Source organism: Mycoplasma struthionis (assembly GCF_003855455.1).
Lineage (GTDB): Bacteria > Bacillota_I > Bacilli_A > Mycoplasmatales > Metamycoplasmataceae > Metamycoplasma > Metamycoplasma struthionis.
In genome coordinates this window covers 334,116-348,746 of record NZ_CP034044.1, presented here as the reverse complement: position 1 = coordinate 348,746, position 14,631 = coordinate 334,116, and the positions used below count along the sequence as shown (strand labels likewise).

General features: G+C 27.3%; 10 protein-coding genes and 1 pseudogene. All 11 read left to right on the top strand.

The window, feature by feature from the left end; translation table 4 throughout:
* Positions 1-28: 28 nt before the first annotated feature.
* Positions 29-1,075, top strand: a complete 1,047-nt coding sequence (locus tag EGN60_RS01430; protein ID WP_124724323.1) for a S66 family peptidase — start codon at positions 29-31, stop codon at positions 1,073-1,075.
* Between the two features lie 464 nt (positions 1,076-1,539).
* A pseudogene (mip, locus tag EGN60_RS01425) lies at positions 1,540-3,507 on the top strand (Ig-specific serine endopeptidase MIP); the annotation flags it as partial.
* Between the two features lie 19 nt (positions 3,508-3,526).
* Positions 3,527-4,132: a hypothetical protein gene (locus EGN60_RS01420; RefSeq protein WP_124724321.1), complete on the top strand. Its 606-nt coding sequence runs from the start codon at positions 3,527-3,529 to the stop codon at positions 4,130-4,132.
* Between the two features lie 17 nt (positions 4,133-4,149).
* Entirely contained in the window at positions 4,150-6,201 is a 2,052-nt protein-coding gene (locus EGN60_RS01415; protein WP_124724320.1) for a putative immunoglobulin-blocking virulence protein, read from the top strand.
* A 6-nt stretch (positions 6,202-6,207) separates the two neighbouring features.
* The gene (locus tag EGN60_RS01410; protein ID WP_124724319.1) at positions 6,208-7,605 is read left to right on the top strand and encodes an MSC_0624 family F1-like ATPase-associated membrane protein; all 1,398 of its coding nucleotides are present in this window, start codon (positions 6,208-6,210) and stop codon (positions 7,603-7,605) included.
* Positions 7,598-8,125: an MSC_0623 family F1-like ATPase-associated protein gene (locus EGN60_RS01405; RefSeq protein ID WP_124724318.1), complete on the top strand. Its 528-nt coding sequence runs from the start codon at positions 7,598-7,600 to the stop codon at positions 8,123-8,125. Before EGN60_RS01410 ends, EGN60_RS01405 begins: the two co-directional genes overlap by 8 nt.
* Positions 8,115-9,014, top strand: a complete 900-nt coding sequence (locus EGN60_RS01400; RefSeq protein WP_124724317.1) for an MSC_0622 family F1-like ATPase gamma subunit — start codon at positions 8,115-8,117, stop codon at positions 9,012-9,014. The genes EGN60_RS01405 and EGN60_RS01400 overlap by 11 nt, the downstream gene beginning before the upstream one ends.
* Positions 9,004-9,474 carry an MSC_0621 family F1-like ATPase epsilon subunit gene (locus tag EGN60_RS01395; RefSeq protein ID WP_124724316.1) on the top strand — a complete coding sequence of 157 codons (471 nt, stop codon included), beginning with the start codon at positions 9,004-9,006 and terminating at the stop codon, positions 9,472-9,474. Before EGN60_RS01400 ends, EGN60_RS01395 begins: the two co-directional genes overlap by 11 nt.
* A complete protein-coding gene (locus EGN60_RS01390; protein WP_124724315.1) occupies positions 9,465-11,630 on the top strand; it encodes an MSC_0620 family F1-like ATPase-associated subunit in 2,166 nt (721 codons plus the stop codon). Before EGN60_RS01395 ends, EGN60_RS01390 begins: the two co-directional genes overlap by 10 nt.
* Before the next feature lie 10 nt (positions 11,631-11,640).
* A complete protein-coding gene (locus EGN60_RS01385; protein WP_124724314.1) occupies positions 11,641-13,173 on the top strand; it encodes an MSC_0619 family F1-like ATPase alpha subunit in 1,533 nt (510 codons plus the stop codon).
* Positions 13,173-14,588 (top strand): MSC_0618 family F1-like ATPase beta subunit, encoded by a 1,416-nt coding sequence (locus tag EGN60_RS01380; protein ID WP_124724313.1) that lies wholly within the window; start codon positions 13,173-13,175, stop codon positions 14,586-14,588. The genes EGN60_RS01385 and EGN60_RS01380 overlap by 1 nt, the downstream gene beginning before the upstream one ends.
* The last annotated feature ends 43 nt before the right edge of the window (positions 14,589-14,631 follow it).

The window sequence follows — 14,631 nt, the reverse complement described above, 5'->3', positions numbered from 1 at the left end:
TTTTTAAAAAAAATGCAATTTTATTTTTATGAAAAAATTAAAAAATAATGACACAGTAGCTATTATTTCTTTATCAAGTGGCTTGCTTGGTGAAAGCTTTTGTTTAGAGCAAAAACTATTAGCTGAAAAGAGACTAAAAGAACTAAATTTAAATTTTGTTTATACTCCTAACGCTTTAAAAGGTATTGATTATTTAGAAAAAAATCCTCAGAAAAGAGCAGAGGATTTAATTTGAGCTTTTGAAAATAAAAATATAAAAGCAATAATTTGTGCCTTGGGTGGTTTTGATACTTACAAAACTCTTGAGTTTATTCTAAATAATAAAAAGAATATAAAAACTCTTCAAAAAAATAAAAAAATTTTTGTAGGTTATTCAGATACAACAGTCAACCATTTGATGCTAAATAAACTTAAAATAAAATCATTTTACGGAATTGCTTTGTTAACTTGTATTGCAGAATGAGACAAAGAAATTTTAGATTATACAAAGTCTTCAATCAATTGACTTTTTAATATAAATAAACCAAAAGAATATACTATTTCAGAATATTGATATAAAGAAAGAAAAACTTTTGGTTTTGAAAATAAAAATATACCAAGAGAAAAATATAAAGAAGAACATGGGTATGAACTTTTGCAAGGAAAAGCAAAATTTTCAGGCATTTTACTAGGTGGATGTTTAGAATCAATTTTTTCTTTATTAGAAAAACAAAACAATAATGAAATTGATAAAAACTATTGAATTTTAGATAATAAAACTTTTAAAAATAAAGTTTTATTATTAGAAACATCAGAAGAAAAATTAGAGCCAGAAATAATAAAAAATCAACTTGAATATTTAAAAAAATATAATATTTTTAGCAATGTAAAAGCTGTAATTATAGGAAAGCCACAAGACGAAAAATATTATTTAGAATATAAAAATTTATTCAAAACTTTCTTTTCAGATCCATATTTTAAAAACATTCCAGTTTTATACAATATAAACATAGGACACGCTTATCCTAAGATGATTTTAAAATTAAATTCAAAAATTAAAGTAGATTTTCTAAAAAGCAAAATAAAAAGCTATTAGCCCTTGTATTTTTTGTTTTTTTAATAAAAAAACATAAAAAAATCCAATAAAATGTGAAAAAAAGAGAAAAAAAGTCTCTTTTTTTTTTTTTTTGCCTTTACTGTATAATATATTGTTAAACTATTAATAGTTTAAGTAACCAAAAATGGGAGGAAATATATATGAAAAGATGAAAAAAATTATCTATTGTTTTAGGTACTATTTTTTCAGCTGTAGCATTGCCAAGCGCGGCGCTGTCATGTGTTAATAATAGTGCTACAAGCAAAAATAAAAAGACCATTACAAATGAAAATGAAGATAATGAAGAAAAGCCAGGTGAAAAACCTAATGCAAACAAACCAAATTCACCCCAAGGTGATCCTAACTCAAGAGCAGGAGAAGATGTTCCGGTTGACCCAGCTGGAACTATTCCAAGATTACCAGGAAGTTCAAATAGTGGTGCAAGAAGAAATCCTACTGTGCCAAAAGATGCTCAAGGAAACCCAATAACCAGTTCTTATTTTTCAAATTTACCAAATGAAAACGAAAAATATAATGTTGAAGAGAAAGCTTATATCGATGCACTAAATGGTGTGGATGGCCTACCAAACACTTTTGATCGTACAAGATTTAATCAAGCTGATTTCGATGCCAAAGCTGCTGCAAATGATTTACCTTCATTAGAAGATTCCTTATTAAAAGATTTTTCAGTTCCAAATAAAGATGGAAAATTAGTAATTAATCCAAAGGGTGGAACAGTAAAAGGACCATACTGACAATCTGATTTAGACGATACCGGTAAATCTCGTTGAATTCCTAACCAAGACTATATGGATTTATTGCACCAATCATTTAGAATAACAATCGCAAACAAGAATCCTATTACAAAATCTGGAAAAGCAGAATGGGGAACAGCTTGAATTTTAGATTATGTACCAAACGAAGATGGTAGTTATCCAACAAAATGATATCTAGGTACAAATTTACACGTGGCTATGGCTTTAAGACAAAGTCACGCAAGAGAAAATGATATTTATAGCATAGTGGAAAACAATACAGCAGAAACTGAAGCTGCCAAACAAGCAGATGCTAATTTAAAAGAAGCTGAAAGAAAATTTAGAATTAGAGCAATAGAATATAACCATTTTGATTCTGAAAAAGAAAAAAAGGGATTGAACCCATATGACAACCAAGCGATAGCAAAAGATCCAAAAATGCAAGAAGTTTTAATAGCTTATGACAAAGCATTTAAAGAAAAAAAAGCAGCAGACGATGCAAATACAGGAATTACCAATCAAGTTGTCTTAGAGAGATTTAATAAACAAACACCTTTAAAAGAAGAATTACAATTTACTTATCAATCTCCTTTTTCTGAAAAATTCTCAATTGAACCAGATAAAGTTAAATTAGTTTATGCTGCAGTCGACTTTATGAATACAAATCCTAGATCATATATAGCAAATGAACACTTAAAAGATTTACAAGAAATGGCTGATTTTGCTGTACTTGAAATTGATTTTAGTAGAAGTGATAACACTTACAAAATTACTAAAAATAATTTAAGAGTAGAAGACAAAACAGAAAGAAGTGTTTCAAATGCTCATGAATTTGCCAGAATAGCAACAAATGATTTTGCTACATTGCCAGAAAGTAAACAATCAAAACCCGCAAATTTTGATATGCTACAAAAATTTGATGAGCTATCTAGGGAAGACGTTTCAGTTAATTTTAAGGGTAATTCAATAACTACTAAAAAACTTAATGTAGATTTAATGGCTTTAGGCTTCCCTAATGCAGAGGCAGACAACCAAGGCAGAGATTCTAAATTTATAACTGACGAGGAAAGAAGATCAAGAAAAGGTGCAGCGTCAATATGAATAAACAAACCTTATAATATCGATGATGAACAAAATAGAAGAACAACATTAGATAAAGGCTATAGTTTATCAAGATCTTTAGCAGTAAGAAACTTTAAAACAAAACCGGGAATTTTTGACCTAACAATAGTTTCGCCTACACTAAATGGTGGAAAAAGCGGATTTTTTGTCCCTAAAAACTTAAAAGAAAAAGGTGGTACTTATAAAGGAAATGAGTACTTAAATTATGGTTTGGGTTATTCTTTAACATCATGACACCCATTAGGTGGAGCTTCAGGTTCTCAAATTAGAGACATTGATAAAAACATAATTGGTATCAATTTTGCTGCAGCTGACGATGCTGGAATATCACTTCTTTCATACATACAGGCATTAAGATCAAATGGTGTTGATTATCATGGGGCATATGGTAATTATAAAAAATTAGAGCAATATGACTTGATATATGGTGGTGGTGAAAACCAAAGAACTTCATATAGACAAGCACTAGAAAAATTATATAATGGTCAATACAAAACACATTTATTTAAACAAGGTGTTTCTGTATTGCCTGACGAATACAAATTTAAAAAATAGAAATTAGGAGGTAAAAAATATGGCTATATATACTAAAAAAAGCAGATTAGTTAAAACCTTAGTATCCATAGGTGCTATAGGTGTTGTTTCAGTAGCAGCTGCTTCAGCCATCTATACCACCAGAACAAGAGTTGGGCGCTCATCTGCTCTAAAAGCTTTTGAAAGAAATTCAACTCCAAAACTAAATACTGAAGAAGTTATTACAGAGGATAAAAATAATTCAAACACTGATAGTAACTTAGTCAAAAAAATAAATCTAGAAGAACAAGTGGTTACTAAACTAATCTTTAAAGACTCAGCAGATGAAAAAGAAAAATTTACTGCTGAAATAATATCTAAAAAAGGTGAAGACAAAGAAATCGACGCCGTTGCTTACATTCCTAGTTTATGAATTTATGATAAAGAAAAACAAAAATTAGATAAGCCAAAAGTTGTTTTAGGACAAGAAAATATAATTTGAATTAAAAAGAACCTTTATCAGAAGAAACAGTTGTTGAAATTATTTTTGATGACAAAATTTATCAAACTTATAGATTTAGAGCAAAAGATGGAAAAATTCCAGAAGTTTCACAATATCGTCCTGTTGGTTTTGAATTTGCAAAAGATGATTACAAAATTGTTTTAGGCCAAACAAATAGATTCATGGTAAGAAAAACAAAATCAGTTACTATAATTGATTTCGTTGATGAAAGAGGCTCTATTGTTTATAAAGCAACTTTTACAAGAGAACGTGATGATAAAAGCGAACTTCAATGACAAAGTGAAATTCCAAAAGGTTATAAATTGAAACTAAAACCAAGTGAAATTAAAATAAAAATAGATGATTTTAATAAAGTGGATGTGGTTAAAGAAGCTGCATTACCTGAAAAACCAAAAGAAGATCCTACCCCTCCTAAAACAATAGAAGAGAAAAAACCAGAAGAACCTAAAAAAGAAGAAGTGAACGCGCCAAATCCCAAACCTGTTGTGGATGTTGTAGAAACTCCTCCCGTACCTGCAAGACCATTAACAGAAGAAGAAAAAGCGCCTATAGCTTCTGCTGGGGAAGATATATATCCAGAATCATACGTTCCAAATTACGATTTTTCATATATAGCAGCAACACACCCAAGTCCAATTACTGGTGAAGCTAAAGAAAAATTAAGAAAAAAAATTGGAAACTACAATAGCTTATTAAGTTTAAATTCATTTGAAGATTATGAGAGAAACAAAAACGAACTTTTACGAAAATTTGAAATTACAGGAGCAGATGAAATTAAGAATTTTGATGCGTTCTTCAAAAGAATGTTTAGACCTGATGAACCAGGCAGAGGAAATGCTGCAGAAAATATAAAAGCGGTTATAAGAAGTTATGAACAAGATTGAGAAGCTTACGCAGCTAAAGGAATGGTTCCTGATATAAAATTCTGGCAAAATTATCCAACTGTAAATGAAGCTGTTGTTTGAGATTATGCAAAAGAAAGTGATAATCCTGTTTTAAATCACTACATAAAATTAAACAAAGAAAGATACTTTGCAAGCTCAACCAAATATATGAGAAATCCCGGTCAATTATTAGATAATGATTACTACGGTTGAACTAAAACAGATGCTTCAAATAGTTATAAAGAATTGACAAAAATTGAAGATAGAAATAAAGTTGATTCAAATGGAGATAAATTTGATGATGGTATAAGAGTTTATAAATATGTTCCTGATAGCGATAATGATGCAGTAACAAATAAAGAACCAAGATACCTAGCTAAATTAGATGCTAACAATAATAAAGGATATGAAAAATTCTTAAAATTTATAACAGATCATAAAGAAATTACTGGTGTAGTAATTGAAAATATGGGTCAATTAAATCAAAAACAAGATTTTTCAGAAATATTAGCAAAATTGCCTTCAAATATTAAAACTCTAACCTTATTTTTTGAAACTACAGATACATCAGCATTAGTAGGTTTAAAAGATAAACATTTAGAGGATGTTGAACTTGTAACAAAAGGAAACAATTTAGACTCTCGTTGAGCAATAGACCCAATTGCGTTTAGACATACAAGACATGTTTCATTTGATTACAATGTTAATAGATCGCCTGAATATGCAGCGGGCGTTGAAAGAGCCGGCTCAATAATGTTTAATACTATTAAACCAACAAAAGGAACAACTCCTTCAGAAGTAAAAGAAGCATTTACAATTGCATATAGAACGAAAGCTAATTGAAAAATATTTAATGGTAATTTCGGTGATGGTAGCTGAGCAAGCCAAATCGATTTATCTGAACACCCTGAATTAAGAAGTTTAGAAGGATTAGATCTAAACGATAAGGTATTTACAGCTCTTACTTTACACAATGATACTAATGTTTTTGAAGTAGATAGCTCAACAATTAACAGACAAAATTGAGATAGATTAATTGTAAGAGGACCTCAAAAAGCAAAATTATTCTTTGAAGGACCAAGACAAGTTGACACATTATACATTAAAGGAAATGCTGTTGACTTACCTCAAGATTACAACAAACAATTCTATGGTCTATTTGAAGCCGGAAGAGAAGTATTTAGAAACGTTTATGTAGATAACGAAGCAATGAGAAAAGCTATTCAAGATACTCAAGCTGCAAGAGAACATGGAATTAATGTACAAATAAAACCAGAAGGATTTGAAGCAACAGGGGCAAACACAAGCACTGGACCTTCATTTGATTAATAAATTATGCAAAAGAAAATTTTAAACACTAAATTCTTATTTTATGTATTAGCACTAGTTTTCGGTTTTATAGCATTATTTACAACAATATATTTTTCACATGACAATTTTTTAAATGAAAAATATAAGTTTTTAAAACCTGAACAAATGTTTGATTTAACAGAAATAAGACTTAAATCACTTAACTTTATTTTTATATACAATTTAACTCTCTCAATTGTTTTTGTATGTTATTTAATTTTTAGCTTAATAAGAAACTTGAAAAGAAGTAATTTCAAATTTAAATATTTTAGCATTTGATTTCTATTATATTTTGTACTTCTAGTTGCTTATGTAGCTTATCAAGGAGCAACAAAAACTCACAACCCAAAAACTTTAATTAACAAAACTGCCTTTTTTGTGGCTTTAATGATGTTGAATGTTTTACATGAGTTTTATAACATTATCATTATTAAAAAAACAAACCCTTTACAAGCAAAAAGTATTTTTATAATAGTTTTTGCTCAATTTGCGAGAATTATTCTAGTAGCAGTAGGAATGATAGTATTAGTGACTTTATTAAACAAAAGATCACAACTAAACATTTTTGATAGAAATGATTATTATGACTTTTTATTAAACACATTTAATACTAAAACTGCAAACAACTTTATATATTTATTCTTGATTATTTTTGGTTTAATTTCTCTATTTACAATTGCAATACTTGACTCATTTGCAGGTTATAGATGAAAAAGACAATTAATAATTAGCTTAAGAGACTTTTCATTAATTTCTCTAACATTAGGATTTTCAGTTCTACTATATTTAATAATTTCTGCTCCAACATTGAAATTTACAAAAGGATTACTATTTGCAGAGACAAATAATCATGTTGCTTGAGCTATTCCATTATTAATTAACATTTCAATCTTTATAACTATATTAGTTTTATTTTCAAACAAAAACAGTAAAAAAATTGGTGAATCAACAAAAGTATTTTTATTTTTTATCTCAGTATTTGCTTTTCTATTAGTAAATATTGTTCAATCATTAGTCGCAAGAGACAACTTAGCAAACACAATATTAACAATTTCAAATCTATTATTTATTTTAATCTTAGCTTTTGTATTAAATAAAAAAGTTAAGATAACTAACCCAATAACAAATACATTTTTATTCTTAACATTAATTTTTAGCACATTAGTAGCATTATTCAATTTCTATAATGCAAAAATGTTGGCAGTAGATAATAACTCATTAGCAACCTTTGCAAGTCCATTAAACGTAGTCGATGTATTTTCAATTCTAAGTTCTTCAATAGTTGCATTATATTTAATTTATCAAACAAGCAGATGGATAAAGAGTTTGGTGATTATTCAAAAATATCAAAAAGAAATTAAAATAGGAGCAAACAATGACTAAAGCCGAAGAAAAACAAATTCAAAAACTTTTAGTAGACAGCTTAAAAGGTGCATTAGAAAATTGAGACAACGTTATTAACGAATTTAACACAATTAAAAAGGCTAATAATTTAATTTCATATAAAGCATTAATGAATCAATTAAACTTTTTATACCCAACTAGAGACTATGAAGAATTAATTGAAAACATTTTTGAACAAGCAAAAAAGGCATGAAAAGAAGACAAAGACATTATTTTTAGAAGCTTTGTTTTATCAAAAGAAAGAAACGAAAGATATAGTTTATTATTCTTAGTTCCAACTCTTAAAAAAGAATCACAAGCAAATGTTTCCGCTTTTAGTCTTGTAAATTCTTCAGACCCTGTTGTTCAAAAAATTCTAGATTCAATAAATGAAATTATTGAAAAACATATAACTTCAAGCCCAATAGAAATTTTTTCTAATCTAATAATATACAGATTACCAGAAAGCAAACTTATCAAAGTCACTTTCGGAAAAGAATATTTAACTAATGAATATTAAAGATCTAGTAACTAAAAAACAAAGTTTAGAAAAAATTGTAAAGATTGTTGAATCTGATAAAAATATTACTTTAATTAGTATTTTAAAATTATCTAAACAAATTAACTTCTTTTTAGAAAGAGCTTTACACTCACAAATGTTAATTAGTACTTTAGATAAAAAATATGAAATAGAAAATGAATTATTATATAGTGAAAATTCACTTTATAGAAATGAAATAAAAAGTATTCCAAAGTTATGAATTTATATAACTGAAGAAGAAAAATTTGAAACTAACTCATATATTCGTCATGAAAAACTTTTAAAAAGTGATTACAACAATAAAAACGATGTAATTATAGCAATTGGAAAAAGAGCAATTTCTTTTGCTAAAGAAATGAAATTCAACATTATTTATCAATATGAACAAAATAATGTAGACGTTTTATCAAAAGTTTTACCAGAGTTCATAATTGCTTATCTTTTAAAAAATGGTTTTCACAATGTTCGTTTCATTATTAACTCATCAAAAATTAAAAAACTATATTTAAATGTTTTACCAATTAATGAATTCGAACTAAATTTAGAAAATAAATATCAAAACTTAGAAACATTAACAAACATTAACAAACTAAAAATTTTCCCAGATGTTAGCTCATTTATAGATAGTGAAATTTACTCATTTTTAACTTATATAACATTAACTCTATTAAGTGAATCAGCTTTAATTAATCAAAAATATACATTAGTTGCTCAAAACAAAACAATTAATGATTTAGACGATAGAATTCTATTTCTAAATAAAAAAGTTATTCAAGCGAAAAGAGAACTTGAAGTTGAACAAATTTCAATTCTATCAAAGAAAAAGGATATGTTGCATACTGTAAAGGAGGGCAAAAATGAAAAATAACCGCACTTCTTTAACATTTATTTCTCAAACATTTGACATTAAACATTTAGAAATTGATGGATTATATATAAATAGTGAATTAAAAGACACTTGAGTAAAATTTGAAAATTACTCAATAGCTTCTTTTAAAAAATGTTTTATTAAAGCAGTAATTGAAAAAGAAGAAATTTGTTTTATATTAACAAATGCTTTTATAACAAACATAGACAATGAAATTTCTGTTAAATATTCAGGAGTTATGAAACCTTATAAAAGTATTAAAAAACCAAACGAATTTATTCAAAATGCTAAAATAGAACTTAAAAATCTTGAACATGCTATTAAAAACTCATTAGCAATGAAAGATTTAGGATTAGACAAAAAAAATCAAAAAGATATTAACGAACTTAAAATAAACCTTTTTGAATTATCTGCAGTAACATTATTTAATTTAACTCCAGAAGAGGTATTATGAAATTAAAAAAATGGTTATTATTAGGTACTGTTTTACCTGTATCAATGGCACCATTAATTACACTTTCAGCTGATCCTGAACCCGCAAGCAATGGAGCTACTTCAAACGCTTCAAATGGCGCAACAAATACAAACAAGCCTACTAATCCCTTTGCACCAAATGCAAATGCTGAACCAGAAAAACCTAAAGTAGTTGACCCTCAATTTGGTACATTTAAAAAAGTTACTGAAGATAAAATAAAAGAAAAATTAAAAGAGTTAGTTAATAATAAAATAGCTCAACTTAAAGCTAAATCATCAAAATTAATAGATCCAGCTGAAACTAAAATTACAACTGAATCATTATACGAAAGTTTATATTTAGCTCAAGTTGCAAAATATTTAGAGACCAATAAAGAAAAAATAATTAACGACAAATACAAAGAATATGGTTTTGAAATAGTTTATCCTAAAATTTTAAGTAATGACCGTTCTTTAGAATCAACAACCATTACTTATAACGGAAAAGATTATGAAAATGCCGTAGTAGGTAAAACTGACAAAACTGACTACCGTGATTTTATTCAAGGAGAAGGTAATAAAAAGGAAGTTAAAGAAGAAAATGTTGTAAATGCTGTTAACGCTGACGATTTACAATCTAAAACAGAAAAATACTTTTCAGATTTAGATTCTAAATTTGATGAAATATTTGCAAACAAAGAAGACTTCCCTGAATTAAACACTGCAGTTAGATTCGTTAAAGATGAAAATAACGATACAAACATCGGTTTAACAATACCCGATAAATATAAAAGTTGGGACGACTTTTTAAAAGAAAAGATTAGTTCAAGATTTAAGGCTTTTGACTTAGAAGAAAACTCTCAAGACAATAAAAAAGAAACACCTGATATTCAAGAACCTAATCCAACACCAAGATTAATTCCTGGTCAAGCCGATCCAACACCTCCATCAAGTGTTAACGCTGCTACTGAAAATATCGGAAGATTAAGTCCATTTTTAAAATTTAATTTCTATGATCAAGCAAATAACAGAGATGGATTAGTTCAATCATTTAAACAAGCTGTACAAAGCGAACCCGATAAAGCTTCAGAAAAATACTTCTATTTTAATAACCCAATTAACACTAGATTCGATTATAAAGTTGATAATCTAGATTTAACAAAAGACGGAATAGAAGCTAATGTTATTTTGACTGACAAATTAGATGAAACAAAGAAAATAACATATAAAAGAGTTATATCAATCTGAAGCAATGTGGAGTTCGCTAGAGCTCACCAAGTGGGAATAGAAATTATCCAAAAATTATATAAAGAGTTTTATGACGCATTAGGAATAGGAGAAAATATTGACTTTTCAAAAATGTCTCATAGAATTGTAGCAGAAGCTGTCTTTAATATGATTTTAGAATCAGTAAAAATTATTAATAGTCAAGAATATAGTAATTATTTTATAAATTTAACTAATAATTTTAAATCTCAAGAACCTGCTGCATTAGAAACAAACTCATATAATAAAAACTTAGTAGAAGCATTTTTAGGTTTACATAAAAATGCAATCATTAATGGAAGAAGCTATTGAAGTTATCTAGCAGATGCCTACAAACAAGTTTATGATATATATATAAAATATGTTAAAAAAGAACTTAATGAAAGTATTGCAAAAAACTTTGCATTAGCATACCCTGAAGATAGCCAAAATCGTTTACACATGCTAGATGTAGCATTAAAAAATTTAGGTAAAAAAATAGACAATCTAAAAAGTTATTCATTAAAAAATAAAGCTTCTTTATTGCCTGAATATAATCAAATATTAAAAGATATTAAAGACATTAGAGAACAATTTGATTTATTACCTATGGTTACAACTAATGAATTATTTGAAAATCAAGCAGATGCAGTTAAAGCAAAATCAATCAAAGATTTAAAAGCTTCATTTGATAAACTTGACACTGTTCAAAGAAATGAATACAAAAGTGATATTAAATTAAGTGTTGGTATTACTTTAGCCGCAATAGCAACATCATTATTTGTAACATTAATTGTATTAGCTGCACTAACTAAAAAAGATAAATTAAAAATTAAAAAACTTAAAGCAAAAATTATTACTGTTGCAGTTGTTATGTCAGTATTAATTCTTGCTATAGCATTATTACCATTTATTTAAGGAGCAATTTATGGCAAAAGAAAACAAACTAATTATTACTGCAATATTTGATTACGTTATAGAAGTAACTGGTAATAATGATTATCAACAAAATCAAATGTTTGCTTTAAAAGATAATAAAAATGCACAACTTTTATTAATTTCAGCAAGTGAAAACAAAGCATTCTGTTTATCAAACGGTGATATTAACGATTTTGCAATTGGTAAAGAAGTTATTGAAATTGAAAATACAAACACAGTTCAAACTTCACTTGATTATTTAGGAAAAATTATTGATATTAAAAACAATATTCTTTTCCCTTTAGTAAAAGAACAACCTAAAAAGTTTTTAAAATACAATTCTCAAATTTTTAACACATATACAAAACTTTTAGACTACGAACCTTTAACAGATCAATTAAAAACAGGATATGTTTTAACTGATTTATTAATTCCAATTGGAAAAGGACAAAGAGAATTAATTATTGGAAATAGAAAAACTGGTAAAACTCATATTGCATTAAATGCTATTATTAACCAAAAAAATCAAAATGTTAAATGTGTTTATGTAGCAATAGGACAACAACATTCACAAGTTTCAGCAATTTATGAAATGTTAAAAGCAAATGGTGCTTTAGATTACACAATGATAGTTGCAGCTAAATCTGATAACCCATATGACCAATATTTAGCACCTTATGTAGCTATGGCTCATGCTGAAAATCTATCTTATGAAAGTGATGTTTTAATTGTCTTTGATGATTTAACAGCTCATGCTAATATATTTAGAGAAATTGCTTTATTAACAAATAAACCAGTTGGTAAAGAAGCATTCCCTGGAGATATGTTTTTCGCTCACTCTAGATTATTAGAAAGAAGTGGTAAATTTAAAAACCGTAAATCAATTACAGCATTACCTATTTTACAAATTATTGATAATGATATAACTTCTTTAATAGCATCAAACGTTATATCTATAACAGACGGTCAATTAGTAACTAATGATAAATTATTTGCTTTAAATTATTTACCTGCTATTGATGTTGATTTATCTGTAAGTAGAATTGGGGGAGCAGTTCAAAAAGAACACATTTCAAGAATTGCTCATGAAGTTGGAAAAATATTTAGAGCATATAAACGTCAAACTAAATTAGCATCATTAAAATACGATTTAAACGATGAAACTAAAGCATTAATCAATAAAGGTCAATTAATTGAAAACATGTTTATTCAAAAAGGTGTTTCAATTTATTCAGATGAAAATATGTATTTAATGTCTAAATTAATATCATGAAACATTTTCTCAGATGTTAAAGACATTGAAGTAGCAATTAAATTCTTAGAAGCTCTATTTGCAACAAACGAATTAGCTAATGAAGTATTTAAGAAAATTATGGCTAACTCATTACCAAATGAAACAAAAGCAAAAGAATATTTCGCTTTTGTATTAAGACAATATGGTGAATACAAGAATTTAGGTTGAAAAATTAATATAGATAAAGAATTTGTTAGACTATCAGATTCAGAAATTCAAGCAATAGAAAACATAATGGAGGCTAAATAATGGCTAAAATTACAAAAATTTGAACAGACGTTGTTGAAATAAATTTTAATAAAAGTAATATGCCTAAAATTAATGACATATTACTAAAAAAAGATAAAACAAGTAGTTTTATGGTTAAAAAAATTGTTGACGATGAAACTGTTTATGCAATGATTATCAGAACTGATGGAAAAATTCAAATCAATGATGAAATAACTAACACAAAATCAAGCTTTATGGTCCCAGTAGGAAAAAAAGCTAAAAACAATATTTTTGACGTTGATGGTGTTTCACAAAATAATGCAAACTCAGGTTTTGATTATGTTGAAATGAACTCAACAATTATCGAAAATTCAGACTATGCAATTAAGCCTGAATTAATGGAAACTGGTATTAAAGCAATTGACTTCTTTATTCCTATTCTAAAAGGTGCTAAAATTGGTATTTTTGGTGGTGCTGGGGTTGGAAAAACAGTTTTAATGAAAGAAATCATTTTTAAACTTTCAAATACACAACAAAATACATCATCAATTTTTATAGGTTCAGGAGAACGTTCTCGTGAAGGTGTTGAATTATATAATGATTTAAAAGAATCAAACTTGATGAAAAACTCATCAATGTATATAGCAAAAATGAACGAAACCGCTGGAGCTAGAATGAGTATAGTTCCTGTTGGAGTTACAGCTGCCGAATATGCTCGTGATGTTAATAAAGAGAATGTTTTATTATTTATTGATAATATTTTCCGTTTTCTACAAGCTGGAAACGAAATTTCTGCCTCTTTAGATAAAAAACCGTCTTTAGGTGGTTACCAAGCTACAATGAACACTGAAATTTCACAAATTCAAAATAGATTGTTTACAAATAAAAATGGTGCTATTACATCATTCCAAACAGTCTTTTTACCAATGGATGATTTATCAGACCCATCTGCTGTTGCAATCTTTAACCACTTAAATGGTAGTTTAGTTCTATCTCGTGAAGTTTCAGCTAAAAATATTTTCCCAGCTTTTGATGCTCTTGCTTCATCATCAGCTACTGTTAACCCATTAATTATTGGTAAAAAACATTATGAAGCTATTTTAGAAACTAAAAAAATACTTCAAAAATATAAAGAATTAGAAGATGTTATTTTGATTTTAGGGGTAGATGAACTTGATGATGCTTCTAAAATTGTCGTTAAAAAAGCTTTACAATTACAAAACTTTTTCTCACAATACTTCTTTATGACAGAATACTTTACACATGAAAAAGGACAATATGTACCTTTAAATGAAACTGTTGACTCAGTTGTAGAAATAATTGAAGGTAAATATATAGATGTTCACCCATCAGAATTTCTATACATCGGCTCAACAAAAGATCTAAAAATTGTTCAGCCAACACCTATAGTTGAAGAAGCTAGTCAAGAAATTAAAACAAAAGCTAAAAAATAAAAAATAAATATAAAATATATAAACAAAATTTAAAAAATAAACT